The sequence below is a fragment of the Campylobacter mucosalis genome (genome assembly GCF_013372205.1).
Lineage (GTDB): Bacteria > Campylobacterota > Campylobacteria > Campylobacterales > Campylobacteraceae > Campylobacter_A > Campylobacter_A mucosalis.
This window is the reverse complement of sequence record NZ_CP053831.1, coordinates 1,265,954-1,289,534: the sequence shown is the minus strand read 5'-3', so window position 1 is coordinate 1,289,534 and position 23,581 is coordinate 1,265,954. Positions and strand designations below refer to the sequence as shown.

At 37.2% G+C, this 23,581-nt stretch carries 21 protein-coding genes; 7 read left to right on the top strand and 14 right to left on the bottom strand.

Annotation, left to right across the window (positions count from 1 at the left end):
* Window positions 1–83: 83 nt before the first annotated feature.
* From purD to CMCT_RS06720, 6 genes are read left to right on the top strand one after another with little or no spacing between them, the layout of a single operon-like run.
* Window positions 84–1,331: a phosphoribosylamine--glycine ligase gene (gene purD, locus CMCT_RS06745; protein ID WP_034969375.1), complete on the top strand. Its 1,248-nt coding sequence runs from the start codon at window positions 84–86 to the stop codon at window positions 1,329–1,331.
* Window positions 1,328–1,777, top strand: a complete 450-nt coding sequence (locus tag CMCT_RS06740; RefSeq protein WP_034969225.1) for an RDD family protein — start codon at window positions 1,328–1,330, stop codon at window positions 1,775–1,777. The genes purD and CMCT_RS06740 overlap by 4 nt, the downstream gene beginning before the upstream one ends.
* Window positions 1,767–3,902, top strand: coding sequence for an LPS-assembly protein LptD (locus tag CMCT_RS06735; RefSeq protein ID WP_034969228.1), 2,136 nt, complete (start codon window positions 1,767–1,769; stop codon window positions 3,900–3,902). The genes CMCT_RS06740 and CMCT_RS06735 overlap by 11 nt, the downstream gene beginning before the upstream one ends.
* Window positions 3,899–4,603 (top strand): phosphoribosyltransferase family protein, encoded by a 705-nt coding sequence (locus tag CMCT_RS06730; RefSeq protein ID WP_034969229.1) that lies wholly within the window; start codon window positions 3,899–3,901, stop codon window positions 4,601–4,603. The genes CMCT_RS06735 and CMCT_RS06730 overlap by 4 nt, the downstream gene beginning before the upstream one ends.
* Window positions 4,603–6,789: a polyribonucleotide nucleotidyltransferase gene (locus tag CMCT_RS06725; protein ID WP_034969232.1), complete on the top strand. Its 2,187-nt coding sequence runs from the start codon at window positions 4,603–4,605 to the stop codon at window positions 6,787–6,789. Before CMCT_RS06730 ends, CMCT_RS06725 begins: the two co-directional genes overlap by 1 nt.
* Window positions 6,790–6,799: 10 nt before the next feature.
* Window positions 6,800–7,648 carry a universal stress protein gene (locus CMCT_RS06720; RefSeq protein WP_034969235.1) on the top strand — a complete coding sequence of 283 codons (849 nt, stop codon included), beginning with the start codon at window positions 6,800–6,802 and terminating at the stop codon, window positions 7,646–7,648.
* Between the two features lie 25 nt (window positions 7,649–7,673).
* Here the strand turns inward: CMCT_RS06720 and mnmC are convergent, their stop codons facing one another.
* The 14 genes from mnmC to CMCT_RS06655 are packed head-to-tail and all read right to left on the bottom strand — an operon-like array spanning window position 7,674 to window position 22,328.
* Complete coding sequence (gene mnmC / locus CMCT_RS06715; RefSeq protein WP_034969237.1) at window positions 7,674–9,524, bottom strand: bifunctional tRNA (5-methylaminomethyl-2-thiouridine)(34)-methyltransferase MnmC2/FAD-dependent 5-carboxymethylaminomethyl-2-thiouridine(34) oxidoreductase MnmC1; 1,851 nt, start codon at window positions 9,522–9,524, stop codon at window positions 7,674–7,676.
* Entirely contained in the window at window positions 9,521–10,897 is a 1,377-nt protein-coding gene (locus tag CMCT_RS06710; RefSeq protein ID WP_034969240.1) for an N-acetylmuramoyl-L-alanine amidase family protein, read from the bottom strand. The genes mnmC and CMCT_RS06710 overlap by 4 nt, the downstream gene beginning before the upstream one ends.
* Window positions 10,890–11,981, bottom strand: coding sequence for a nitronate monooxygenase (locus CMCT_RS06705; protein WP_034969243.1), 1,092 nt, complete (start codon window positions 11,979–11,981; stop codon window positions 10,890–10,892). The genes CMCT_RS06710 and CMCT_RS06705 overlap by 8 nt, the downstream gene beginning before the upstream one ends.
* A complete protein-coding gene (gene tyrS / locus CMCT_RS06700; RefSeq protein ID WP_034969245.1) occupies window positions 11,981–13,186 on the bottom strand; it encodes a tyrosine--tRNA ligase in 1,206 nt (401 codons plus the stop codon). Before tyrS ends, CMCT_RS06705 begins: the two co-directional genes overlap by 1 nt.
* A 12-nt stretch (window positions 13,187–13,198) precedes the next feature.
* Entirely contained in the window at window positions 13,199–15,385 is a 2,187-nt protein-coding gene (locus CMCT_RS06695; protein ID WP_034969247.1) for a RelA/SpoT family protein, read from the bottom strand.
* Entirely contained in the window at window positions 15,372–15,587 is a 216-nt protein-coding gene (locus CMCT_RS06690) for a DNA-directed RNA polymerase subunit omega (protein ID WP_169752964.1), read from the bottom strand. Before CMCT_RS06690 ends, CMCT_RS06695 begins: the two co-directional genes overlap by 14 nt.
* Before the next feature lie 16 nt (window positions 15,588–15,603).
* A complete protein-coding gene (pyrH, locus tag CMCT_RS06685) occupies window positions 15,604–16,320 on the bottom strand; it encodes a UMP kinase (RefSeq protein WP_034969250.1) in 717 nt (238 codons plus the stop codon).
* 60 nt (window positions 16,321–16,380) lie between these two features.
* The gene (locus CMCT_RS06680) at window positions 16,381–17,598 is read right to left on the bottom strand and encodes a murein hydrolase activator EnvC family protein (RefSeq protein WP_034969252.1); all 1,218 of its coding nucleotides are present in this window, start codon (window positions 17,596–17,598) and stop codon (window positions 16,381–16,383) included.
* Between the two features lies 1 nt (window position 17,599).
* Window positions 17,600–18,400: a cell division FtsX domain-containing protein gene (locus tag CMCT_RS06675; RefSeq protein ID WP_176325077.1), complete on the bottom strand. Its 801-nt coding sequence runs from the start codon at window positions 18,398–18,400 to the stop codon at window positions 17,600–17,602.
* On the bottom strand, window positions 18,387–19,058 hold the full coding sequence (locus CMCT_RS06670) for a cell division ATP-binding protein FtsE (RefSeq protein ID WP_034969257.1): 672 nt from the start codon (window positions 19,056–19,058) through the stop codon (window positions 18,387–18,389). Before CMCT_RS06670 ends, CMCT_RS06675 begins: the two co-directional genes overlap by 14 nt.
* Window positions 19,046–20,218 (bottom strand): tRNA (guanosine(46)-N7)-methyltransferase TrmB, encoded by a 1,173-nt coding sequence (gene trmB / locus CMCT_RS06665; RefSeq protein ID WP_034969259.1) that lies wholly within the window; start codon window positions 20,216–20,218, stop codon window positions 19,046–19,048. The genes CMCT_RS06670 and trmB overlap by 13 nt, the downstream gene beginning before the upstream one ends.
* Entirely contained in the window at window positions 20,218–20,781 is a 564-nt protein-coding gene (locus CMCT_RS09320; protein WP_034969261.1) for a fibronectin type III domain-containing protein, read from the bottom strand. The genes trmB and CMCT_RS09320 overlap by 1 nt, the downstream gene beginning before the upstream one ends.
* The gene (locus CMCT_RS09315) at window positions 20,756–21,424 is read right to left on the bottom strand and encodes a fibronectin type III domain-containing protein (protein ID WP_082198657.1); all 669 of its coding nucleotides are present in this window, start codon (window positions 21,422–21,424) and stop codon (window positions 20,756–20,758) included. Before CMCT_RS09315 ends, CMCT_RS09320 begins: the two co-directional genes overlap by 26 nt.
* Window positions 21,357–22,328 carry an RluA family pseudouridine synthase gene (locus CMCT_RS06655; RefSeq protein WP_034969264.1) on the bottom strand — a complete coding sequence of 324 codons (972 nt, stop codon included), beginning with the start codon at window positions 22,326–22,328 and terminating at the stop codon, window positions 21,357–21,359. Before CMCT_RS06655 ends, CMCT_RS09315 begins: the two co-directional genes overlap by 68 nt.
* Before the next feature lie 51 nt (window positions 22,329–22,379).
* Here CMCT_RS06655 and CMCT_RS06650 point away from each other — a divergent pair, with 51 nt between their 5' ends.
* Window positions 22,380–23,486: an FtsW/RodA/SpoVE family cell cycle protein gene (locus CMCT_RS06650; RefSeq protein ID WP_034969265.1), complete on the top strand. Its 1,107-nt coding sequence runs from the start codon at window positions 22,380–22,382 to the stop codon at window positions 23,484–23,486.
* The last annotated feature ends 95 nt before the right edge of the window (window positions 23,487–23,581 follow it).

The window sequence follows — 23,581 nt, the reverse complement described above, 5'->3', positions numbered from 1 at the left end:
TAGTCATCTATTTGCAAGATTGGCTTGATTTTGGGCCACTCTTTTATGCGACGCTCACTCGGGTTTTAAAACTTGGAGAAAATATGAAAATTCTTGTTGTCGGTAGCGGTGGAAGAGAGTATGCTATTGGTCTTAAGTTGCAAAATGAAAAAAATGTTGAAAAAATCTACTTCGCACCAGGAAATGGAGCCACTTCAAATCTCGGTCAAAACGTTGATATGAGCGATTTTAATGAACTAGCAGAGTTTGCTAAAAGTCAAAATATAGAGCTTACGATAGTTGGTCCAGAAGCACCGCTAAGTGCAGGGATAGTCGATATTTTTAAATCGCACGGACTAAACGTCTTTGGGCCGAGCAAAAACGCAGCTAGGCTTGAGGGTAGTAAAGCTTATATGAAAGAATTTCTAGCTAAAAACAACATTTTAACTGCAAAATTTTTAAATACAGATGATAAAAATGAGGCCTTTAAATTTATAGATACACTAAAAGCACCGCTTGTGGTAAAGGCTGATGGACTTTGTGCTGGTAAAGGCGTGATAATAGCTCAAACTCACGACGAAGCAAAACAAGCAGTAAGTGATATGCTAAGCGGAGAGAGCTTTGGCGATGCCGGAAAACGCGTGGTTGTTGAGGAATTTTTAGATGGTTTTGAGCTTAGCTTTTTTGCTATTTGCGACGGCGAAAATTTTGTAAGTTTGCCAGTGGCACAAGATCACAAACGTTTATTAGACAACGACAAAGGTCCAAATACTGGTGGAATGGGTGCATACGCTCCAAGTCCACTAGCTACGCCTGAGCTTATAAAAAAGATAGAAAACGACGTAGTAAAACCGACATTAAAAGGTATGCAAAATGAGAATGCACCATTTTGTGGAGTGCTATTTGTTGGTGTTATGGTTGTGGATAAAACGCCTTATGTTTTAGAATTTAATGTTCGCTTTGGCGATCCTGAGTGCGAGGTAATAATGCCACTTATAGACGGCAATTTGAGTGAAATTTTGCTAAATGCCGCAAAGGGCGAGTTAAAACCTGTAAAACTAAAAACAAAATGTGCCGTAGGCGTGGTTTTGGCCAGTAAAAACTATCCTTATAAAAGCTCAGCCAAAGCAAAAATAAGCGTTAAACAAATTCCGCAAGATACAGCGTTGCTTTATGCTGGAGTTAGTGCAAAAGATGGCGAAATTTACGCTGACGGTGGACGCGTAGCTGTTTGTGTCGGTGTGGCTGATGATATAAAAACAGCACAGAATAGAGCTTATGAGCTTTGCAAAAATGTAAATTTTGATGGAATGCAATACCGAAAAGATATCGCTTGGCAGGCACTTGTATGAGCGATGTTGTAAAAAAATTAGATTATGAAAACATTAAACTTGCAAGTATAGGCAAGAGATCTTTGGCATTTTTGATTGATGAAATTATTATAGGTTCTTTGTTTTTAGCGATTTACTACGACTATTTTTCGCAGTTTGGTCAATATGAAGAGATCGTCGCGGCGGTTTCTAGGCTTAGCCTTGAATATATAACGATACGAACCGCGTATCATACGCTATTTGTTTGGTATTATGGTGCCACGCTTGGCAAAATGGCGTTAAAACTTGCTTGTATTGAAGTTAGTTACCTTGATAAGCCAAATTTGGGTAGTAGTTTTCTTAGAGCTGTTATGAGAAATTTAAGCGAGTGGGCATTTTGTCTTGGGTTTTTATGGGCGTTTGGAAATGAAGCCAGGCAGACTTGGCACGATAAATTAGCAAAGACGGTTGTGATAGATGTTGCGTAAAATTTTATTTTTATCTATTTTTTGTATAAATTTGGTTGCCAATGTGCAAGATGTTCAGCTTTTAGCTGATGATGTTACAAGGCAGGGAGATATAATAACTGCAAATAAAAACGTTGTTGTGTATTCTCAAACCTATCTTGTTACGGCAGATAAGGCGATTTATGATCAAAACAGCTCGATTATTGAGCTATTTGGTAATGTCAATATGATAAAAGGTGCAAACGAAACATCACGCTCAAACTACGCAAAGCTAAATTTAAAGAGCAATAACAGTAGTTTTGAGGCTCTTTTTATGATGAATAAAGAGCTTGAAGTATGGCTAAAAAGCGATGAAAGCGAGTCTGATGAGGAGTATTACCTGACAAAAAGAGCTGTTGTTTCAAGCTGTAATGTCGCTGATCCTGATTGGAGCATAAGTGCAAGCACGGCTATGCTAAATAAGCAGAGCAAATTTTTACACCTTTTTCATCCAGTTTTTAGCATAGGAAATGTGCCGATATTTTACCTGCCATATTTTGGCTTTTCAACCGATACATCGCGTAGAACTGGGCTTTTGCCACCTGAGATAGGATATGGAAAATCAGAGGGATTTTACTACAAACAGCCTATATATTTTGCACCTTATGACCAGTGGGATTTAGAGCTTGATCCACAGATACGCACAAATCGTGGTTCTGGTGTTTATGGGGCTTTTAGGTTTGCTGACTCTGCTTACTCAAAAGGTGAAATTTCTTTTGGCTCTTTTAGCGATAGTCAAAAATACCGCAACAAACAGGCCAGTTCAAACTCAAATAATCAAATCTTAAAAAACAAAACCCACAGAGGTATTGGGCTAAAATATGAAAGAGATAGACTTATAAAGGCACTTATTGGTGATGATTTGCAAGAGGGTTTGTATATAGAAGCCACAAAGTTAAACGACATAGATTATCTAAATTTAAGAGGGCGAGATAATGATTTTGACTCGCTTGTAACATCAAGGCTAAACTACTTCTTAAGCAGTGATAAACACTACTTTGGAGCGTATACAAAATACTATATCGACACTCAAAAGTTGGGTAAAGGTGTTGAAAATAAAGATACCTTGCAAGAGTATCCAAGCTTTCAATATCATAAATTTACTGACACTTTAATACTGCCAAATTTGCTTTACTCTGTTGATTTGCAAAGTAGAAACTACACTAGAAAAATAGGCGTAAAAGCAACCCAGTATGAGATAAACGCACCACTGTCTTTGCATATACCGCTTTTTGATGAGGCTTTGACGTTCTCATTTTATGAGTATTTGTATGCAACTCATATAGACTATGATAACAAACTTTCTTATCCAAATAGGGGCAAAGATAAAAGCTATGATTATATAAACAACTACCGAAAATTCGCACTTCATACGGATTTGGCAAAAGCTTATGAGAGCTTTTTTCATACTGTAAATTTTGGTGGCGAATACATTTTGCCAGGCTATCAAAAGGGCAATTTAGACGATGAGTTTTACTATGATAAAAACGGCGTAGAGTATGAAAATTTCTTAAAACAAGAAAAGACAAAAGAGGAGGCGCGTGGCTATCTAACCCAGTATTTTTATACTGATAGCGGTAGAAAATTCCTAAGACACAGCATATCTCAAGGATATTACATAGATGAGAACGAATACTCAAATTTAAAAAACACAATTGCCGTGTATCCTACTGAAAATTTTATGCTTTATAATAAACTTGAATACTCTCATCAAAATAGGAAAATTGATAAGATTCAAACGGGACTAACATACACTAGCGATGAGTTTTCTACCAGCTTATGGCACACTCTAAAAAGAAATGACCAAGCGCAAAAAGATAACTATCTAACGACATCTGCTAGTCTAAGACTGCCGTATCAAAATACCCTTTATGGCAGTTGGCAGTATGATTTAGAGCGAAGTTATGCAAAGCTTTGGAGGGTTGGCATTAGTCATACTAGAAAGTGTTGGAATTACGGCATAGCATACCAAAGAGAGATAGAGCCGACGACAACTGAGGCGGGTTCTGCGACCAAGCGAACTCAAGGTGTGTATTTTACTATAAATTTCTATCCTATGGGTGGCATACATTATGACTACTCTGTTTCAAATAATATTAGCAGATGATAGAAAATACGATAAAATTTAAAAACCAGCTTGACGCAGCCACAAAGTTATTTGAAATTTTGCCTAAAAAGGAGTTGCTAGATAGAAAAACTCTAGTGATTTGTCCATCTTTGGAGTCTGTTATTATGGCTGATGAGCTTTGCTTAAGGCTTGGTTTAAACTACGAAATGCTATTTTGTGAGCCTATACCAGCGCCAAACAATGCTGAGTGTAACATAGCAGTCGTAAGCGAAACAGAGGAGATAGTGCTAAATGACGCGTTAATAAGGGCATTTGGGATAAGCTATGACTTTGTTTACGGAGAGGCACACAGAAAATATGAGGAGAAAATTCTAAAAAATATATACAAATTTAGAAAAGGCAATCTAATAGGAAAAGAAAAACTTGATGATAGAAATATACTGCTAGTAGATGAGGGTTGTGAAACCGGACTTACTGCATTAGTTTGTATCAAAACACTAATAAATTTAGGCGCTAAAACCATAAGCTACGCAACGCCAGTCATAGCACAAGATGTTGCTGTGGTGCTTGGCGAGATTGTTGATGAAATTTATGCAGTAGATAAGATAGTAAATTTCATCGATGTTGATAGCTACTATGAAGAGAAGCTAGAAACCACCACCGAGTGCATAATGTCAATCTTAGAAGATAGCCCTAAATACTTACCACTACAAAAACAACAGCAAGGAGATGAAGAGTAATGCAATACAGCATAGAAGTAAATAACCAAACCCAAATTTTTGATTTAAACAAGGTTGCAAAACAGGCAGCAGGTGCCGTGCTTTTGCGTGTTAAAAACACCGTTATATTAGCCACCGTGGCACGTGAAGATACGCAGGTTGAGGAGGATTTTTTACCTTTAACCGTTCAGTATCTTGAGAAAAGTTACGCCGCAGGTAGAATTCCAGGCGGTTATGTAAAACGCGAAACAAAGCCTGGAGATTTTGAAACCCTAACCGCTCGTATCATCGATAGATCACTTAGACCGCTGTTTCCAAAAGGTTATGCTTACCCAACGCAAATTGTTGTGTTGGTGCTTTCAGCAGACCCTGAAGTTGATTTGCAAGTTGTTAGCCTAAATGCTGCAAGTGCGGCACTTTATCTTAGCGATATCCCTGTAAATCGCCCAGTTTGCGGTGTGAGAGTTGGATATATAGACAATAAATTTGTAATAAATCCAAGCAATAGTGAGCTAAAGCAGAGTGGACTTGATCTATATGTTGCTGGTACAAAAGATGAACTTTTAATGATAGAGATGAGAAGCATTGCACAAGCAAAAGAGATCTCAATGCCTATGCCAGTTGTAGATCCTGTGATAGACGTGGCTTTTGCTGATGTGGCTACACAAAGTATGAATGAGTTTAGTGAAGATCTTATGATAGAGGCGATAGATTTTGCGAGTAAGGCAATACTTCGTGGCTCAAATGCCTATGAAGAGGCGTTTGGCAATCATAGAAAACCTGATGCAAATTTGGAGCTAAAACCAGAAATAGAAAACGAAAATATCGCTGTTTATATCGATAAATTTTACAAAAATGATGTCAAAAACGCCATTAACCAAATGGCAAAAAGCGAACGTGCAAGTGAGCTAAATAAAATAGCAAAGCAAATTTTAGATGACGATATCGCCAAAGATGAGGGTTGGGACGCGAATGTCATATCAAACGTGCTTGGCAAGTATAAAAAACGTATTGTTAGAGAACAGATAATAAACGAAAGAGTTAGGGCTGACGGCAGAAAACTAGATGAAATTCGCCCTATTAGCATAGAGACAAACATTTTGCCAAACGCCCACGGAAGCTGTCTTTTTACTCGTGGTCAAACACAGGCGTTAGTCGTAGCCACACTTGGAACTGATAGCGACGCACAGATGTATGATGTGCTTACTGAAAAGGGTGCTTTGAGCGAGAAATTTATGTTTAATTACAACTTCCCTGGCTTTAGCGTTGGCGAGGCAAGTCCTATAAAGGCACCAGGCAGACGTGAGCTTGGACACGGAAATCTTGCTAAAAGAGCACTCTCTCCAAGCGTTGAGATAAACTCACCTTATACAATCCGCCTTGTTTCTGAAATTTTAGAAAGCAACGGCTCAAGCTCAATGGCTAGTGTTTGTGGTGGTGCTTTGGCACTTAGGGCGGCTGGTGTTGATACGCCAAAATTAGTAGCCGGTATAGCAATGGGTTTGGTGTTTGAGGGCGATAAACACGCTGTTTTAAGCGATATAATGGGACTTGAGGACCACGATGGCGATATGGACTTTAAAGTTGCAGGAACGCTTGATGGTATAACAGCACTTCAAATGGATATAAAGCTAGGCGGTATAAGTCTTGAGGTGTTAAAAGAGGCGTTAGAACAAGCAAAACGCGGTAGAGCTCATATTTTAAATTTAATGGAACAAGCAAATGCTAATATACAGGTAAATGACGATGTGTTGCCAAAACTAGAGCTATTTAGCATAGATCCAAGCAAGATAGTTGATATCATCGGACAAGCTGGCAAAACTATAAAAGAGATAATCGAAAAATTTGAAGTTTCAATTGATCTTGATAGAGAAAAGGGCGAGGTTAAAATCGCTGGAGGAGCCAAGAAAAACGTAGATGCAGCAAAGGATTATATCATCGCTATAACATCAAAAGAGAACAGTAAATTTGGCAAACGACACGATAAAAAAGATCACAAGCCAAAGCCAACGTTTAACATCGGCGACGAATTTGAAGGTGTTGTAAAAAGCGTGGTTGATTTTGGCGTGTTTGTAGAGCTAAAAGATGGCGTTGACGGGCTTCTTCATATCTCAAAAGTAAAGACACCACTAAGCGTTGGAGAGCGAGTTAGGGTTGTGGTAGCGGAGCAAAAAGGTAATAAAATTTCACTTTCTTTAGTTGAGTAAGGAGATAAAAATGGTTAAAAAGATTCTTTTTCCAATAGGTGCTGGAGATGACGTAGCACCTAGAATTTATGGTGCTTTGCTTGTTGCAAAGTGGTTTAAAACTCACGTTGACATACTCACTTGTCAGCTTGATCCAAGCATTGTTTATAATATGAAAATGACGCTACGTGGTGGTGTTTTGTTTGAGGAATTTTTAAAATCTGCAAAGGCTGAGATAGCAGAGGAGCATAGTAAACACAAAGAGTATTTTGACACCTCTTGTAAACAGCTTGGAATTGATGTAAGCGATGATTTGATTGAGGGTAAGGCGAGTGCTAGTTTTTTAGTTAGAGATGGCAAAAGAAGTGCTATAGTTGAGTGCGAGAGCAAATTTTATGATATGGTCGTGGCTGCTGTTCCGCTAAATGGCAAGATAACGGGCACATTTGAGTCTGCTGTTATGAAAAGTGGCAAAAATGTTGTTGTCATACCGCGTAATTTAGAGAAATTTGAGCCAAATGACATACTCATAAGCTGGACTGGAACACCACAAAGCTCACGTGCCTTAACTAGCTCAATACCGCTTTTAAAACAGGCAAAAAGGGTTCATTGTATAACATCTCGTGCCTCTTTAGGGGATGATGTCGAGGCTAATAAAAATGGACTTGAAAAATACCTAAAAGCCCACGATATAAACGCTACTTTTGAGGTTATAGATACCACGTCTATACCTGGTGTTGCGCTTTTAAAGGCAGCAACGGACGGCAAATTTGATCTTATTGTAGCTGGTCGTCACGGCGAAAATGGGTTGCGTGAAATGGTTCTTGGTGGCACGTCAAGATTTTTCTTAGAGCATACGCATATACCGGTGTTTATGTAAAATTTTGTGGGTAAAACCACAAAATTTATTTTATCCCCTTTTTTAACTTTCTTATTAAAAATCTTGCACTGTGAAGCTCGTTAAATAGGCTCTTTTCTATACATAATGGACGCGATGCTATAAGATCTGCTATGAGTTTAGCGCCAAGTATGGCTGTGCCAAGACCGCGTGAGCCGTGAGCTATGTTTAAAAACACGTTTGGTTCGTATTTTGCTTTTTTGCTTACGCCTCTGTTTTTGCTCCAAAATAGATTGTCGTAAGTTTGTTTGTAAAACTCCTCATCGTGCAAAGCACCGATAATTGGGAATCTATCGCTACTATAACCCCTGTATGCAACGTGAGAGTCTAAAATTTCTGCTTTGTTTATATCTATAAACTCACTTATTTTTTGTAAATTTTCTACATCATCGCCAGCTCTTGCTTGGCTGAAATTTTCATTCCTTGAGTATGTAGCACCTACGACGTGCCTATCTTTTACAAGCGGTGTTATGTAGCCTTTGGCACTTTGTGGATATTTAATGTCGCCTATTTTAGCTATGTGTGTGACTTGACCCCTTACAAAGCTTATTGGCAAATTTTTAAAAATTTCAGTGCTTTGACTGCCTGTAGCAAAGATTAAAATATCTGTTTTTATCTCTTTTTTGTTTGCAAATTTCACGCTGATTTTGCCGTTTTTTAGGTGTTTGTGGCTTTGATAGCAAAAATTTGTAATAACATTTAAGTCACTTGCTATTTTTTGACAAATTTTAGCAGGTCTTGCGTATGCTCCGTGTTTAACAAAAACTGCAGGATAGGGCAAATTTTCTCTGTAAAAGTCAAAAATTTCATCGCTTATGCCCTCGTGTGAAAAATACCTTTTAAAAAGCTCATCATCAAAGGCGTATTCGTAAGCACCGCTGAAATTTATGTATGTTTTGCTTAGATTGTTTTTATAAAAATTTACAGCTTGTAAGAACGCATTTATGTGCATTTTGCCAAGCAATACGTCTGGTTTTGTGATAAGCGGTATTAAAATTCCGCAGTGATTACTAGAGCCGTTTGTGGCAACTTTATCCATTTTTTCGGCTATCGTTACGTTATAGCCTAAATTTTGTAGCTCAAACGCACTTGCCACTCCAGCCACTCCAGCACCTATTATTAGCACATCTTTTTTATCTGTCGTGGTTGTTGCTCTTGCAAAATACCCCTGTTTTTCGCACTCTTGTGACTCTTGTAAGATTGCGTGGCTCATTTGGCGTTTTTTGCCATATCCTGCTCTTAGTTCTAGTAAAAATCCAGCTTTTGCGAAATTCTCTCTTACGATTTTAGCGCAAGAGTATGTCCTAGCAATGCCGTTAATGCGTGTGAGCCTTGATATGTGGTTAAAAATTTCCTCGCTCCACATCGCTTCATTTTTACTTGGGGCAAAGCCGTCTAAAAACCAAATATCTGCCTTAAAATCAAGCTCAGCTATCATATTTGTAACCTCGCCAAAGCACAGATCAAGCGTGATATTTGGTGCAAACTCAATCCTATGTATGCCGTTAATCCGTGGCGGAAATATGGAGATTAGCCTTTTACTCTCTTGTTTGTAAATCCCAAGTTTTGCATAAATTAGTGACAACTCATCTTTGCTTAGTGGATAGCCCTCAATGCTAACAAAGTGTAGTTTTTTATTACTATTTTTAAATTTTTTAGCAAGTGTGATGAAATTTAGTCCAGCACCAAAGCCGGTTTCTGCGACTATAAAGCTTTGCTGTTTGTGCCAAATTTCATCTATCGCACTTGCAAAAACATACTCGCTCTCTTTTTGTGGTTCATCTGTATTAAAGTAGATGTCGTCAAAATTTTGGCTATAGGCTATGTCGTCTTTAAAGCTTAAATTTACACTTTTCATCTATTGTTTTTAAGGTATTGCTCGATACCGTCTGCTATGCCCTTTGCCATAGCGTCTTGATATGTGCTTTCAAATAGCCTAGGACCTTCAACTGGGTGCGTTATATAGCCTATTTCAACTAAAATCGCGGGCATTAAAGCACCTACAAGCACCCAAAATGGTGCCTCTCTAACCCCTCCGTCGCTTACGCTTGTATATTTTTTCTTGATATTTGATAACACGTTTCTTTGGATATCAATGGCTAGTTTGTTTGAGGCGATTATCTTTTCGCGATTTAAGAAATTTAAAAATGTCTGCTGCGAAAAGTAGTTCATCTCTTCAATGTCTGATTTGTTCTCTAAGGCAGCAGCATTTTTGCTACGCTCACTTCTAGCAGGAGATAAGAAAAATGTTTCAACTCCTTGCATACTCTTTGCTTTTTCTTTATTTGGGGCGGCGTTTGCATGAACTGAGATGAAAAGATCTGCAAATTTGTCATTTGCATATTTTGTCCTGGCTCTTAAATTTATAAATTTATCATCGCTTCTTGTGTAGTAAATCTTATGACCACGCTTTTTTAGCTCATTACCAAGCTTTTTTGATATTTCTAGCACGGCAACTTTTTCTTGATACTTGCCGTTTATGGCACCTGGGTCAGTGCCTCCGTGACCAGGGTCGATCACTATGGTTTTTTGCTCTATTTTTTTGTAGGTTGGTGTAAATTTTGAAGGCTCTTTTGGTTGTTTTTGCTCTTTTTTGACACCCTGGCTTACACTCTCTTTGTTTATGAAATTTTTAAAGCTTAAGATTAAAAAATTATCAGAAATTTTAGCATCTAAATTTCCTTGTTTTTTACTTACAAACATAACTCTTGTAGTTTGCTTATCAAACTGATAGATACGAATTTGATCTGCTAAAAAGTCGTTATACGTAAGGCTCTTGCCGTTTAATACACCCTTTATATCTATGAAATTTTTATATGTGCCGTTTTGATTTAGAGAGTGTATTTTTATATCACTAGCTTGTGCTGGAGTGCTTAGCTTAAGGGTTAGCGAATTTTGCGTTTTTGTGGCACTTAGGATATATCTTGTGCTGTTTTGCTGTTGCGTTTTTGCTTTTTGTGGGCTATTTTTATTTAAATTTTTAAGATCGTTTTCATACCCAACGTAGTTTAATCCGAGCTCTTTTGCACTCTTTGCTAGGCGTGTTAGGACTTGGGTTTGTAAGCTTGTATCGTTTTTTATGATAGAGGTTGCGTAGAGCTTTTTTAGCTCATTGTGTAGTTTTGATTTTACAGCTTGTGAGGTATTTGCAAATGTGTTATCAAATTTTTGTATGACTGGGTTTGCAAAGAGCGAAATGGCAAACAGAAGTAGGGCGAAAATTCTAGTCATTTTCGCCATTTACCAGTTTTTTAATAAGCTCTTTTACGCTTATTATCTCTTTTAGTTTATATCCGTTTGCACCGGTAAAAAATAGTCCAGTTTCCTTTACTCCAGCAAATGCGTCATAGAGCCTATCAGCTATGCAGTAGCCGACCTCTTTTGCTTCTTTTCCGCGACCGCAAGGTGCTACGCAGTTGCTTATGCATTGGATTTTAGGGGCGATTTTTTGCTCGATTAGTTTAAATAAATTTGTCTTTATCCCACGTGCTGGATAGCCAACTGGGCTTTTTATAAGCTCTATATCGCTTTGGTTTGCCTCTATTAACATCTGTTTTAAATTTTCGTGAGCGTCACACTCGTGTGTACCTATGAAGCGAGTTCCCATTTGAACGCCATCTGCTCCTAGGCTCATAGCCTTTTGAATATCGTTTTTATCCCAAATTCCACCAGCTGCAAATAGCGGGAAGTCACCCCACTGCTTTATCTCCTCTTTTACTAGCGGTATTAGCTTTTCTAGTTGATACTCAGGATCTAGGCACTGCTCGTATGTAAAACCTTGATGTCCGCCACTTAATGGCCCTTCAAGAACAACAGCGTCAGGAAGTCTATCATATCTTTGGCTCCAGCGTTTGCAGATGATTTTTAGAGCTTTTGCTGAACTTACGATAGGAACTAGTGCTACGTGTTTGAAATTTTGAGTAAATTCTGGCAAGTTTGTAGGAAGTCCAGCACCTGAGATAATGATATTAAAACCTGCTTCACAAGCGTCTTTTACGACTCTTGCGTAGTCGTTTGCAGCATACATTATATTTACGCCAAGCGGAAGGTCGCCACATACTTTTCGTGCGTTATCAATAATTGCTTTTAGTCCAGCTGTAGAGTAGAAATTTTCACTGCCAAGTGGTTTTGAGTTTAGCTCTTTTGCTATGTGTGAGCGATTTTCATAATGGCCGGTTCCAACCGAGCTTATAACACCCAAAGCCCCCTCAAGGCTTACAGCTGAGGCTAGTTTATCCCAGCTTATGCCAAGCCCCATACCGCCTTGAATTATCGGTATTGCCAGTTCGTATTGTCCTATTTTTACAGGTTTCATTATTTTACCTTTAATCTTGCAAATTTCTTTTTGCCAACTTGAAGAACGTATTCTCCAGCCTCTAATTTTAACTGCTCGTCGTTTATCTTTTGCTGATCTATACTTACTGCGTTTGCTGATATGTCGCGACGTGCTTGTGAGTTTGTAGGACATAGTTTGCAAAATGCCAAAGCCTCAACTATCCAAGCAGGTGCGTTCATCTCATACTCGGCTATATCGGTAGGTAGCTCGTTTTTGGCATGGATATTGTTAAACTCTGCTAATGCAAGTTCTGCTAAATTTTGGCCGTGATAACGCTTTGTTATCTCAAAAGCTAAATCCTCTTTTGCCTTTTTTGGGTGATAAGTGCCGTTTGTCACAGCTTCTTTTAGTTTTGAGATTTCATCGCTTGTTTTTGTGCTAAGTAGCTCATACCAACGCCACATAAGCTCATCTGAAATGCTTAGTGTTTTTGCAAACATATCGTTAGCTGCGTCCGTAACACCAATATAGTTGCCTAGGCTCTTACTCATCTTATTAACCCCATCAAGTCCCTCAAGAAGTGGCATCATAATCACGGCTTGTTCTTTGCCGGTGTTATAAATTCTTTGAAGTGTGCGACCCATTAAAAGGTTAAATTTCTGATCCGTTCCGCCCATTTCAATATCACACTTCATTGCCACGCTATCATAGCCTTGTAAAAGCGGATACATAAATTCGCTAATCGATATGGAATTTCCAGCCTTATATCGCTTCTCAAAGTCATCGCGTTCTAGCATTCTAGCAACTGAAAATGTGCTAGTAAGCTCTATCATACCAGCTGCACCAAGCTCATTACACCATTTTGAGTTAAACATTATTATGGTTTTTTCTGGATCTAAAATTTTAAAAACTTGCTCCTCATAGGTTTTTGCATTTTTTAAAACCTGCTCTTTATCAAGCTTTTTTCTTGTGGCTGATTTGCCTGATGGATCGCCAATTTGCCCTGTAAAATCGCCTATTAAAAACTGAACAATCGCTCCGTGCTTTTGTAAAAAAGCCATTTTCGTAAGCACGACAGAGTGACCTAAGTGAAGATCAGGCGCTGTTGGGTCAAATCCAGCTTTTACGTAGAAATTTTCGCCTTTTTCATAGAAATTTTTAATAAGATTAAATACACGCTCTTCATCTATCATCTCGGCAACGCCACGTTTTATCTCTTGCATTATTTTGGCAATGTCGGCCATTTTTTCTCCTTATTAGTGATTATACGCATCGTCAAGCGAAACAAAGTCGATTATCTTAAATCTATCTTTTAGCTTCTCTTTTATCTCGTTTGCGTTTAAATTTTCAGCTATTTCTACGCTTAGAACAAATAAATCGCCCGAAGCATCGTTGTTTTCATTTAAGCTGATTGTAGCTAAATTTAGCCCAAGTCTTGCAACAAAAGTTAAAAATTCCGCCAAAGAGCCTTTTCTGTTTTCTAAATTTAAGATGATTTTATAGCGGTGCGGAGCATTTCTTGTCCATTTGACAAATATCATCTTTTCATTTTTTTCCATAAGTTTTGCTGCTCTGTCGCATAACTTGTGATGAACGACAACATTGTGTGAATTTCTAAAGCCAACTATGCTGTCGCCACGCTTTGGATTACAGCAGTAGTCAAATTCAACGCTATTTATCTTGTGATTTGAGTAGATGACTATGTTTTCAAATTTTTGTTTTTTGACATCGTATTTATCGTTAAGGCTGATTAAAAAAGGACGCTCTTTGCGGATATACTTTTTAAGTTGATTTACCACATCTAGCAGATACACCGAGTCAGTGGTCGCTTTGAATATTTTTTTGGTTAAATTTTCAGCTTCTATCCAAGATGTGATCCTATTTTGAGGGACTTCAAAAATTTCAGATAGTATGTCTATGGCGGCTTTGTTGTTAATGTCTTTTAGCTTTTGTTTGCAAAATGACCTGATAGTTGCACGAGCTTTGCCGGTTTTTACGTTATTTATCCAAGAACATCTGTATTTTGCCTGATCATCGGTTATAATCCTTACAATATCGCCATTTTTAAGCTCGGTAAGAAGTGGCATACGTATGCGATTTATGTAAGCCTCTTTTGCATAAAGTCCTATTTCTGTATGCACCTCGTAAGCATAATCAAGTGCAGTAGCGCCACGTGGCAGAGTAAAAATGCCACCCTTTGGCGAATACACCGCTATATCCTCTATGTATAGACTATCTTTTGCGTATTCATAAAGCTCTTCTGGGTTATTTTCGGCTTCATTTTGCATACCGATATCATTTAGCCAGTCTAATTTTGGATTAAGCAGAGCTTTGCCACCGCTTTTATACTTCCAGTGTGCGGCAACTCCGTATTCTGCGGTCTTATGCATATCGTATGTTCTTACTTGGACTTCAAAAATGCTCTTATCATAAAAGATTGTTGTGTGTATCGTTTGGTAGCCATTTTGCTTTGGTAGCGCGATATAGTCTTTAAATCTTGAGATTAGGGGGTTAAAGTTTATATGCAAATTTCCAAGTGCGAGATAACAATCAAGCGGGTCATTTACTAAAATTCTAATCGCTAAAAGGTCTAGCACCTCTTCTATTGAAATGCCCTTGCGTTGCATTTTTAGATAGATTGAGTAGTAGTGCTTCATACGTTTTTGTATCTCAAAATTGCCGTCTCTAAAGCCATTTTGTAGTAAAAACTGCTCCACCTTTTCGCGAAATGCGTTGAGTTTTAGAGTAAGTTGCTGTTTATGCTCGTTTAGATAGCCGTCTATTTTGGCATACTCTTCTGGTAAAACGTATTTAAAGCTTAGGTCTTCAAGTATGTTTTTAATCGATGAGATACCAAGTCTATGGGCGATTGGTGCATAAACCATAAGTGTTTCTTCTGCTATACGCTTTTGTTTTTCTGGACGCAGAGCATCAAGAGTAAGCATATTGTGCAGTCTATCGCAGAGTTTTACTACTAGTACGCGGACATCTTTTATAGATACAAGAAGCATTTTTCTAAAGCTTAATGCAGAATTTGCTAACTTCTCGTTGCTTTCAGAGCTCGGGAGTTTATCCTCACGGATATTTACTATTTTTGTCAAGCCCTCGACCAAATTTGCCACCTCTTCGCCAAACATATCTTTTAAGTCGTTAAGCGTAGCAGGGGTATCCTCGACTACATCGTGAAGTATGGCAGATATTAGCATACTCTCATCCCCACCCATATATGCGACTATACAAGCCACCAAAATAGGGTGTATAGCGTATGGCTCACCACTTTTTCTGTATTGTCCAGCGTGAGATTTTATGCAGTATTCAATCGCGTTTGAGAAATTCTCGTTTAGCGGATAGAGTGAAAATAGTAGCTCTTTTGCGTCATTTACGTTTTTACAAGCTACTATTTCGCTAACGAGATCTTCAAGGTAAATGCTATTTTTCTTCAACAAAAGCCTCAAAGCCTATTTTGCCTTCAGCTACTTCAAGTAGGGCAATATCAGCAAATTTCATCTTGGTTGTATCGATGTTTAGTAAAACTTCAGCACCATTTGCCAGGGCTTCTGCACGTTTTGCTACTATTAAAGATAGTTTATATCTATCATCGCCTACTTGTTTTAAAGCTTTTGCGGTTATTTGTTCTGTTCTCATTTTTTTCCTTTTTAATTTATTTTACGATAGAGTAAAGTGCGTTTTCATCGCCGTTCATAATGTTTAGCAAATTTCCTGCTTTAAACATATTGCATACTAAAATAGGAAGTTTGTTATCCTTTGCAAGGGCGATAGCTGTATCGTCCATTACTTTTATGTCATCGCTCATCGCCATTTCGTAGTTTAGTGATTTTAAAAGTACCGCATCTTCAAATTTGTGCGGATCTTTGTTATAAACGCCGTCAACTTTTGTGGCTTTTATTATCATATCAGAGCCAATCTCAATAGCTCTTAGAGTAGCTGCTGTGTCCGTTGTGAAAAATGGATTGCCAGTTCCTGCTGCAAATATCACTACGCGTCCCTTTTCAAGGTGGCGTTGAGCACGTCCAACTATAAATGTTTCGCAGATAGCTTCCATTTTTATCGCACTTTGAACGCGAACTTCAAGACCGCTTCTTTCGAGTGCTTCACGCATTGCAATTGAGTTTATAACGGTTGCTAACATCCCCATATGATCGCCACTCGTGCGTTTTATAATGCCGTCTTTTGCGGCACTTACTCCACGAATTATATTGCCACCACCAATAACTATGCCAACCTCAATATCATTTAAAACAAGCTCTTTTATCTCACCAGCTATAAATTTTAAAATAGAGTTATCTATACCAAAACCACTTTCTCCAGCTAGTGCTTCTCCTGAAAATTTGACTAAAATTCTTCTTTTCTTACCCATTGTTTGCTCCTTAAAATTTAGCAATTCTAGCTAAAAAGGGTTTAAAGATAGCTAATATTCTTATTTTGCTCCGATTAGTTCGAGTGGATCTATGTGGTAATTTTTTTGTGTAACTTCAAAAGTTAGGTCATCTCGCACTCTGCCGATGACGGAGCCTTTTTGCACTTTAGAACCAACTTTAATGGTCGGAGCTATTTGGCTTAAATGAGCATAGATAGTGTGTATACCATCGTCGTGTTCAATGATAATAACTCGCTCAAGTAGCGGAGTTTGCTTGGCGAACACAACCTTGCCGTTTAAGACACTTTTTACCTTTGCGTCAGGAGTTGTAGAGCGTAAAACAATAGATTCGTTAAAAATTTTAATATTATAGATCGGATCAACGTAGTTTCCAAATTTTTGTTTTATTACATACTCATCAAGTGGCGATATGGTTTTTGCTCCACGATATTTTTTAACAGCACTTGCGGTGTAGCCAGAACCTATTTGCCTTACATCATCGCTGGTTTTTGTATTTTCTTTAGCTTGTTTTTTTATCTCTTCTTGTCTTTTTGCTTCATCATCTTCTTTTTTGGCGATTATGGCTAACTCTTGCAAGGTTTTTCGTATTTCATCTTGTTGAGTTTGTAGTTTATCTAGTTTTTTGGTGTAAATTTCTTTATCTCTTTTTAAATTTTTAAGCGTTGCCTTTTGCTTTTCTTGTAACGATAATAGCTCTCCTTGCTTTTTTTTGTGCGTTTTTATACTGGTTTGAATTTTATCTATTTTGTTTGATTTATCTCTTATTAAATTTAGAGTGCTTTCATACTCTTTTGCCATATTCTTAAAGTCATCTTTTAAGACATTATTTAGCTTATTTAAAATTTGTGTAGCGATGATACTCTCTTCGCTCTCGCTGACACCATTGCCTTCCATTAAAAGATCCATTGAGAAGTCTTCAGCGATTATTCGGACTATATTTTGTTCGATCTCTTTTTGTGTGTTTATAAGCTCTTTGTTTTGGTTTGATAACTCTTCAAGCTCTTTGTTTTCTGCTGTTGCGTTACTTTCTAAATTTTTTATCTGCTCTTTTAATACATCAATATCTTTGTTTAAATTTTTTAAAATTTTATCGCCATTTAGAATGTCATTTGCTAAATCTTCTAGTTTTTTATTTAGCTGTTCACTCATCGCTTCACTGGAGCGTAGAGTGTTTTTAGAGTCTTTTATCTTTGTTCGTGTATCGGTTGAGGCAAACAAACTAGATACAAAGAGTAAGAAAATAAATATAAATTTCAACTTATTTTGCCCTTGCCATAACGATACTAACGACGAATACGCCAAGCGTAAGTGCTATGCCAAATAGTATAAACATATCTTTTAGTTCAATTTGCGGCATTATAAGATCAACTTGTGATAGTAAATTTTGTATCCCTTGAATGCTTGGCATAGCTTTAAATAGGCAAACTATGATAGCGGTTGATAGGATTGAGTCTAAAATAGCACTTTTGTAAAGCACGGCACTTTTTAGCATAAATGGTGCCCCAAATAGGCTCATTATCTCGATACGCTCTTTGTGTTTGTATATCCATAGGCTTATCTGTCTTGACATCAAAAGAGTGCCTATGAGTGCGATTAATCCCATAAATACGTATGAAACAGATCTTGTGATGTTTAAAATTTTATACACCTTATCGTGCGTTTTTGAGAACGTTTCAACTTTGCTTACGCCGTCTAGTTTTAGGATTTTTGCTCTGATTTGATTCATATAGTCGCTACTAGGAAAGGCATTTAGCCTTAGCGAGTAGAATTTTGGTAGGGCGTTTTGTAAAATGGATAAATTTTTGGCTGAAACATCATTTGATAGACGCTCTAAAATTTTTTGTGGACCCAAAATTTCAAGTGAGGCAAATGTCGGTATTATCGGCTTTAGCGTTGTATCTAAAAGCTCTTTGTTTGAAACGATTATGATGTTGTAGTCATTTGCCATAAGTTGTTCGTAATTTTTAACTATTTTATCAGATAAAAAGCTAAACTCAACACTTGCTAAAATGGCGATTAGGGCTAAGATAAAGCCGATATTATCCTTAAGCGATCTCATTTACATCTCCATTTTCTATCACAAAGTGGCGATAAGGTATGCGTAGAGTGCTTGGGACGTGGTGAGTGACCACAACAACTGTTGTTCCAAGATACTCTTTTGCTGAGCGTAAAAGCGACCATATGACATCGCTTGAGTATTCATCTAAGTTTCCAGTTGGCTCGTCGCATAAGAGTAAATTTGGATTGTGAGCTAATGCCCTTGCCATAGCTACCCTTTGCTGTTCCCCACCGCTTAGTTCAAGCGGGTATTTGTCGGCTTTGTGTAACATATTTACGTGTTTTAAAAGCTTTGCTACTTGTGTTTTGCATACGCTTTGACTAATTCCTTTAATTATAAGCGGAAGCATAACGTTTTTTTCAACGCTCCACTCGTTTATCAAGCGATAGTTTTGAAAAATTATACCTATGCGTTGCCTTAATTTATTTAAATTTGCATCACTTATGCCAACTAGCGATGTCAAACAGACATTTAGCACCCCAGCTCGTGGGACAATGTCGCCATAAAATGACTTTAGTATTGTTGATTTGCCACTTCCGCTTTTGCCTGTGATAAATACAAAATCGTTTGTGTTGATGTCTAAATTTGCACCTTTTATGATTATCTCGTCATGTTCATATGATAGCAAAAGATTTCTTGCACTAACTATCGGTTGCATTGGCTAAGGTGCTCCTTTATTTTCCTGTGTGCTTTTAGGTTTGTTTTTGTTAGAATTGGCATTTTTATGAAGTATTCGCACGTATTATTTTCAAATTTGATAAATGTATGCTCTGGTTTGCTAAATGAGCCAAATGCAACTCTTATGATGATTTTATCTTCACTTTGATATAGCTCCTCAAAATGAACGAAAAAGTCATCGCCTTTGATGGTTGTGTTTTTAAAATTTAGTGCCATTTTGGACATATCATAACTCTCATTAAAACACATAGGCTCTAATTCTTCTAGGTCGCTACTTTTTTGCTCACAAGTGTAAAATAGGTCAAAAATATCTTTTTCTTGGCGTTTCCAGCGATCTTCATATTTGCTTGAAATTTCTAGTGATATGTTTTTTTGTATACTTATTTTTGCATTTTCTAACTCTAAAAACGTTGCAGATGTGAAGTCTGTATACATTTTGCTATCGCTTCTAAGCTCAAAAGTTCCGCCGACTTTTAGCACTCTTTGGCACTCTTTGGCAAAATCCAGTGAAACGACCCTCCTATGTGGCGAATCGTCCCACGGCACCGGAAAGTGAAGGAAAATTTTATCAATCAAATTTGATGGCATTAACGATAACAAAAGCCTAGCGTCAGTGTTTATAAGTCTTATGTTATCTAGGTTTTTACTCGCGGCTAGCTTGCTTACTTGCTCTATGCTTGGTTTGTAAACTTCAATGCCTATAATCAAACAATCTTTGTTATTTTGTGCTTGAAATAGCAGGTGTCTGCCAGAGCCAAAGCCTATCTCTATGAAAATTTTATTGAATTTTGGCATAAGCGATAAAATTTCATCTATTTGAGCTACGTTTTTATCACTTTTTGCTACATTTTTATCACTATTTGATATGGCTTCGCTTACGATATTTTCGCAAAGTAGCTCTTTAAAAACATATAGAGCTTTTTGTAAATTAGTGATGCGAGATGGTTTGCTTAACTTATCGCCTTTTATGACAAAATTTCCATCATTTTTTGATTTTAGTGTGATAAAAAAGCTATCATCTTTGCTTTGAGTAAATACCAGCTTTTCGTTTCTACCTTGCACTTGCCATAGAAATTTTATATCGCCACTTTGTAGTGGATATTTTATCTCTTTTATATTTTTTGCTATGAAATTTGGCATTATTTTGTGCTTACATCTACTTCGTTTGAGTGTTCTGAGCTAATGCCGTATTCATCGACTCCGACAACTTTATAGCTGTATTTTTCGCCAATTTTTATACTACTATCTATGTAGCTAGTGTCATTTATGCCGTTTATCGTCTTTTTGCTCTCTCCACCGCTTCTTAAAATGGTGTAGGATACGGCTCTGTTTGTTGCATTCCAGCTTAAATACACGCTAGAGCCATCAAATCTAGCCTGTGATAGCACCGGTGCTTCTGGACTACTAAGCGTCGAGCCGATTGTAGGTTCATTTGGTTTTAGGCTCTCAAGACCATCTTTATCAACGACGGTGATTTTATAATACATCTGTTCGCCGTTTTTATTTACTAGATCTTCAAATACGTTTTTATCGGTTTTTGCGATGTTTCTGTATGGTAAAATTTTGCTTGAAGTTCTATAAATTTTATAGTGTGAAAAGTCATCAAACATCACACTATCCCACGTAAGAACTATCTTTTTAGGCGCATTTTTACTAGCCGTAACGTTGCTTACGCCCCTAGGGTAACTCCTTTGTTGTGGCATTTACTACTTGGCTTGGTTTTGATAGTGTGCCTTTTTGATTTTTTACGTAGAGTATGTATTTGTAGTTTTTATTTGGTTTTACGTCAGAATCGATATATTCGGCGTTTAGTCTGCCTTTTACCTCGGCAATTTGACTAAAATTTTCAGAATCCGCGTTTGCACGTTTTATAACGTAGCTAACTACACTAGCGTCTGTGTGAGGTCTCCAAATCAACTTTACTCTATTTGGCAAACCTGCGATTGCTTGGATAAATGCAACAGAATTTATAAGTGGTCTAGTCGTTGCACTAACACTATTTCCCTCTAAAGATATAGCCTCATCTGAGTAGCTTCTTATTTGGTAAGTGTATGTCGTTTCAGGGGCTAGGCCTGTATCCACATAGTGTGTTGCAAAGCGATCTTTGACATTTGCTACGGCTACAAATTTGCCGTCATTCGGGTTTTTGCGGTATAGTATGTAGCCTTTTACTTTTTCTTCGTTTGTTGGTTGCCACTCAAATGCAACTTCTGTCGTGTCTGTTATGGTTTTTATGTTGTTTATTGTCGGTAAAGAGGCACTTTGATTGGTTGGAGTGCTAGATGCACAACCAGCTAGAAAGATCACTAAAAATGCTGTTAAGATAGCTAGGTTTTGTTTTTTCATTAAAATTCTCCATAGTGTTGTTTTTGAGTATTATAGACATAAAGTCATCGTATGGCTGTGCGATAAACTCAACTTTTTCGCCTGTCCTAGGATGCGTAAAATAGAGCATATAAGCGTGCAACATAACTCTTGGTATTTTATCTTTTTCGCTCTTAAATCCGTATAAATTATCCCCTAAAATATGGCGATTTATGCTTAAAAGATGAACTCTGATCTGATGAGTTCTGCCCGTAAAAAGTTTTGCGGCTATTAAGTTTGCATTATCGTTTTGTATTAAATTTGCAAATGCACTTTTTGCACTTCTGCCGTTTGATACAATGGCATTTTTTAGGCGATTTGATGGATTTCTGCCGATTGGACGATCGATTATACACTCTTGTTTTAACGCCAAATCAGTGAGTGCTAAATATATACGCCCCATACTCTTATCGCTTAGCTGTTCGCTTAGTTTTGTGTGTGCGTAATTTGTCTTTGCAACCACGATAGCACCGCTAGTTCCTCTATCTAGCCTATGCACTATACCAGCACGAACAGCGCCATTTAAATTTGAGAGCATAAATTTCTTTTCATTTAGCCACTCTACCAAACTAGCTTCCTTTAGACTACTTGCGCCGTGAACTACGACGTTTGGTGGTTTGTTTAATACCAAAATATCCTCATCTTCATAGATTATTGGTATGTCAAAATTAACTTCAAATTGATTAATTTGTGGTTTTGGCTGGGCAAAATTTACTTTGACTTTATCGTCTAAATTTAGCTTTAAAGATGGCTTTAATGCGGGTTTATGATTTACATTAACCAAGCAATCTTTTATGAGATTTAGGGCTTGATTTCTTGAAATTTTAAGCTCGTTTGATACTACAACATCTAATCTATCGTTAGAATTTGCTATAAATTCAACCAAAATTTTACCTTTTTCGTGTTATAATTTGGATCAAAAATATAAGGTTTATTATTGATAAGTTTTGACAGGCGTATTTTAACACATTTTGACTTTTTTCAGCCTTTTTTGATTATTCCGATTATTGTTTTTTCATACATTTTAGTTTCAGAGGCAAATTCTATACTTGCAAATAAGCAACTTGTATATTTTGGCGTCGGTTTTGCGTGTTTTTGTACATTTTTTTTATTGCCGATTAGAAGGCTTGAGTGGCTTATACCTATTTTTTATTGGATCGGAATAGTTCTTTTAATAATAGTTGATATTTTTGGAGTAAGTAAACTTGGTGCTCAAAGATGGATAGAGTTTCCGTTTGTGCATTTTACGCTTCAGCCCTCAGAGATTATGAAGCCTGCGTTTTTGCTTATGCTTGCACATCTAGTAAAAAAGCGCCCACCGGAAAAAAATGGCTATGGATTAAAGGAATTTTGTAGACTTAGTTTTTACATACTTTTGCCATTTTTTCTTATCTTAAAAGAGCCGGATTTAGGCACTGCGCTTATACTTTTGCTCGTTGGTTATGCGGTTTTGTTTGTTATTGGGGTTGATAAGAAAATTTGGATTAGTATCTTTATAGCCATTGGTATTTGCACCCCCATTTTGTATGAAAATTTGCACGATTATCAAAAGAAGCGAATAACTGATTTTTTATCCGAAAAGCCAAGTTATCACGTTCAGCAAAGCATTATAGCTATTGGTAGCGGTGGGCTTACTGGTAAGCCAAAAGATGAAGCGACTCAGACACATTTTAAATTTTTACCCATTGCAACTAGCGATTTTATTTTTGCTTATAATATAGAAAGGTTTGGTTTTTATGGTGCGGTTGGGTTAATAGGCTTTTATGCCTTGCTTATAATGCACCTTTTAAGCCTTAACTACATCCTAAAAAAGGATTTTTTCACACAGGTTGTTACGACCGGGATTGCTGTGATGATTTTTATCTATGTTGGGGTAAATATCTCAATGACTATCGGTTTTGCGCCAGTTGTTGGTGTGCCATTGCCGTTTTTTAGCTATGGTGGTAGTAGCTTTGTGACATTTATGATACTTTTTGGAATGCTTCAAAATTTGCTTACATTTAGATTTGACACGATGAATAATTTTATAAAGATAAAATTTTAAAAATATTAAACTAAACTCAAATGATAAAATTAAAAAACAATTTTATTTAGTATTAAGTAGTGTTTTATTATCATTTAATTGTTAACAAACTATAC

Coding starts and splice junctions, on each gene's coding strand:
- purD (WP_034969375.1), top strand. CDS start 84: ATGAAAATTCTTGTTGTCGGTAGCGGTGGAAGAGAGTATGCTATTGGT.
- CMCT_RS06740 (WP_034969225.1), top strand. CDS start 1,328: ATGAGCGATGTTGTAAAAAAATTAGATTATGAAAACATTAAACTTGCA.
- CMCT_RS06735 (WP_034969228.1), top strand. CDS start 1,767: ATGTTGCGTAAAATTTTATTTTTATCTATTTTTTGTATAAATTTGGTT.
- CMCT_RS06730 (WP_034969229.1), top strand. CDS start 3,899: ATGATAGAAAATACGATAAAATTTAAAAACCAGCTTGACGCAGCCACA.
- CMCT_RS06725 (WP_034969232.1), top strand. CDS start 4,603: ATGCAATACAGCATAGAAGTAAATAACCAAACCCAAATTTTTGATTTA.
- CMCT_RS06720 (WP_034969235.1), top strand. CDS start 6,800: ATGGTTAAAAAGATTCTTTTTCCAATAGGTGCTGGAGATGACGTAGCA.
- mnmC (WP_034969237.1), bottom strand. CDS start 9,524: ATGAAAAGTGTAAATTTAAGCTTTAAAGACGACATAGCCTATAGCCAA.
- CMCT_RS06710 (WP_034969240.1), bottom strand. CDS start 10,897: ATGACTAGAATTTTCGCCCTACTTCTGTTTGCCATTTCGCTCTTTGCA.
- CMCT_RS06705 (WP_034969243.1), bottom strand. CDS start 11,981: ATGAAACCTGTAAAAATAGGACAATACGAACTGGCAATACCGATAATT.
- tyrS (WP_034969245.1), bottom strand. CDS start 13,186: ATGGCCGACATTGCCAAAATAATGCAAGAGATAAAACGTGGCGTTGCC.
- CMCT_RS06690 (WP_169752964.1), bottom strand. CDS start 15,587: ATGAGAACAGAACAAATAACCGCAAAAGCTTTAAAACAAGTAGGCGAT.
- pyrH (WP_034969250.1), bottom strand. CDS start 16,320: ATGGGTAAGAAAAGAAGAATTTTAGTCAAATTTTCAGGAGAAGCACTA.
- CMCT_RS06675 (WP_176325077.1), bottom strand. CDS start 18,400: ATGAGATCGCTTAAGGATAATATCGGCTTTATCTTAGCCCTAATCGCC.
- CMCT_RS06670 (WP_034969257.1), bottom strand. CDS start 19,058: ATGCAACCGATAGTTAGTGCAAGAAATCTTTTGCTATCATATGAACAT.
- trmB (WP_034969259.1), bottom strand. CDS start 20,218: ATGCCAAATTTCATAGCAAAAAATATAAAAGAGATAAAATATCCACTA.
- CMCT_RS09320 (WP_034969261.1), bottom strand. CDS start 20,781: ATGCCACAACAAAGGAGTTACCCTAGGGGCGTAAGCAACGTTACGGCT.
- CMCT_RS09315 (WP_082198657.1), bottom strand. CDS start 21,424: ATGAAAAAACAAAACCTAGCTATCTTAACAGCATTTTTAGTGATCTTT.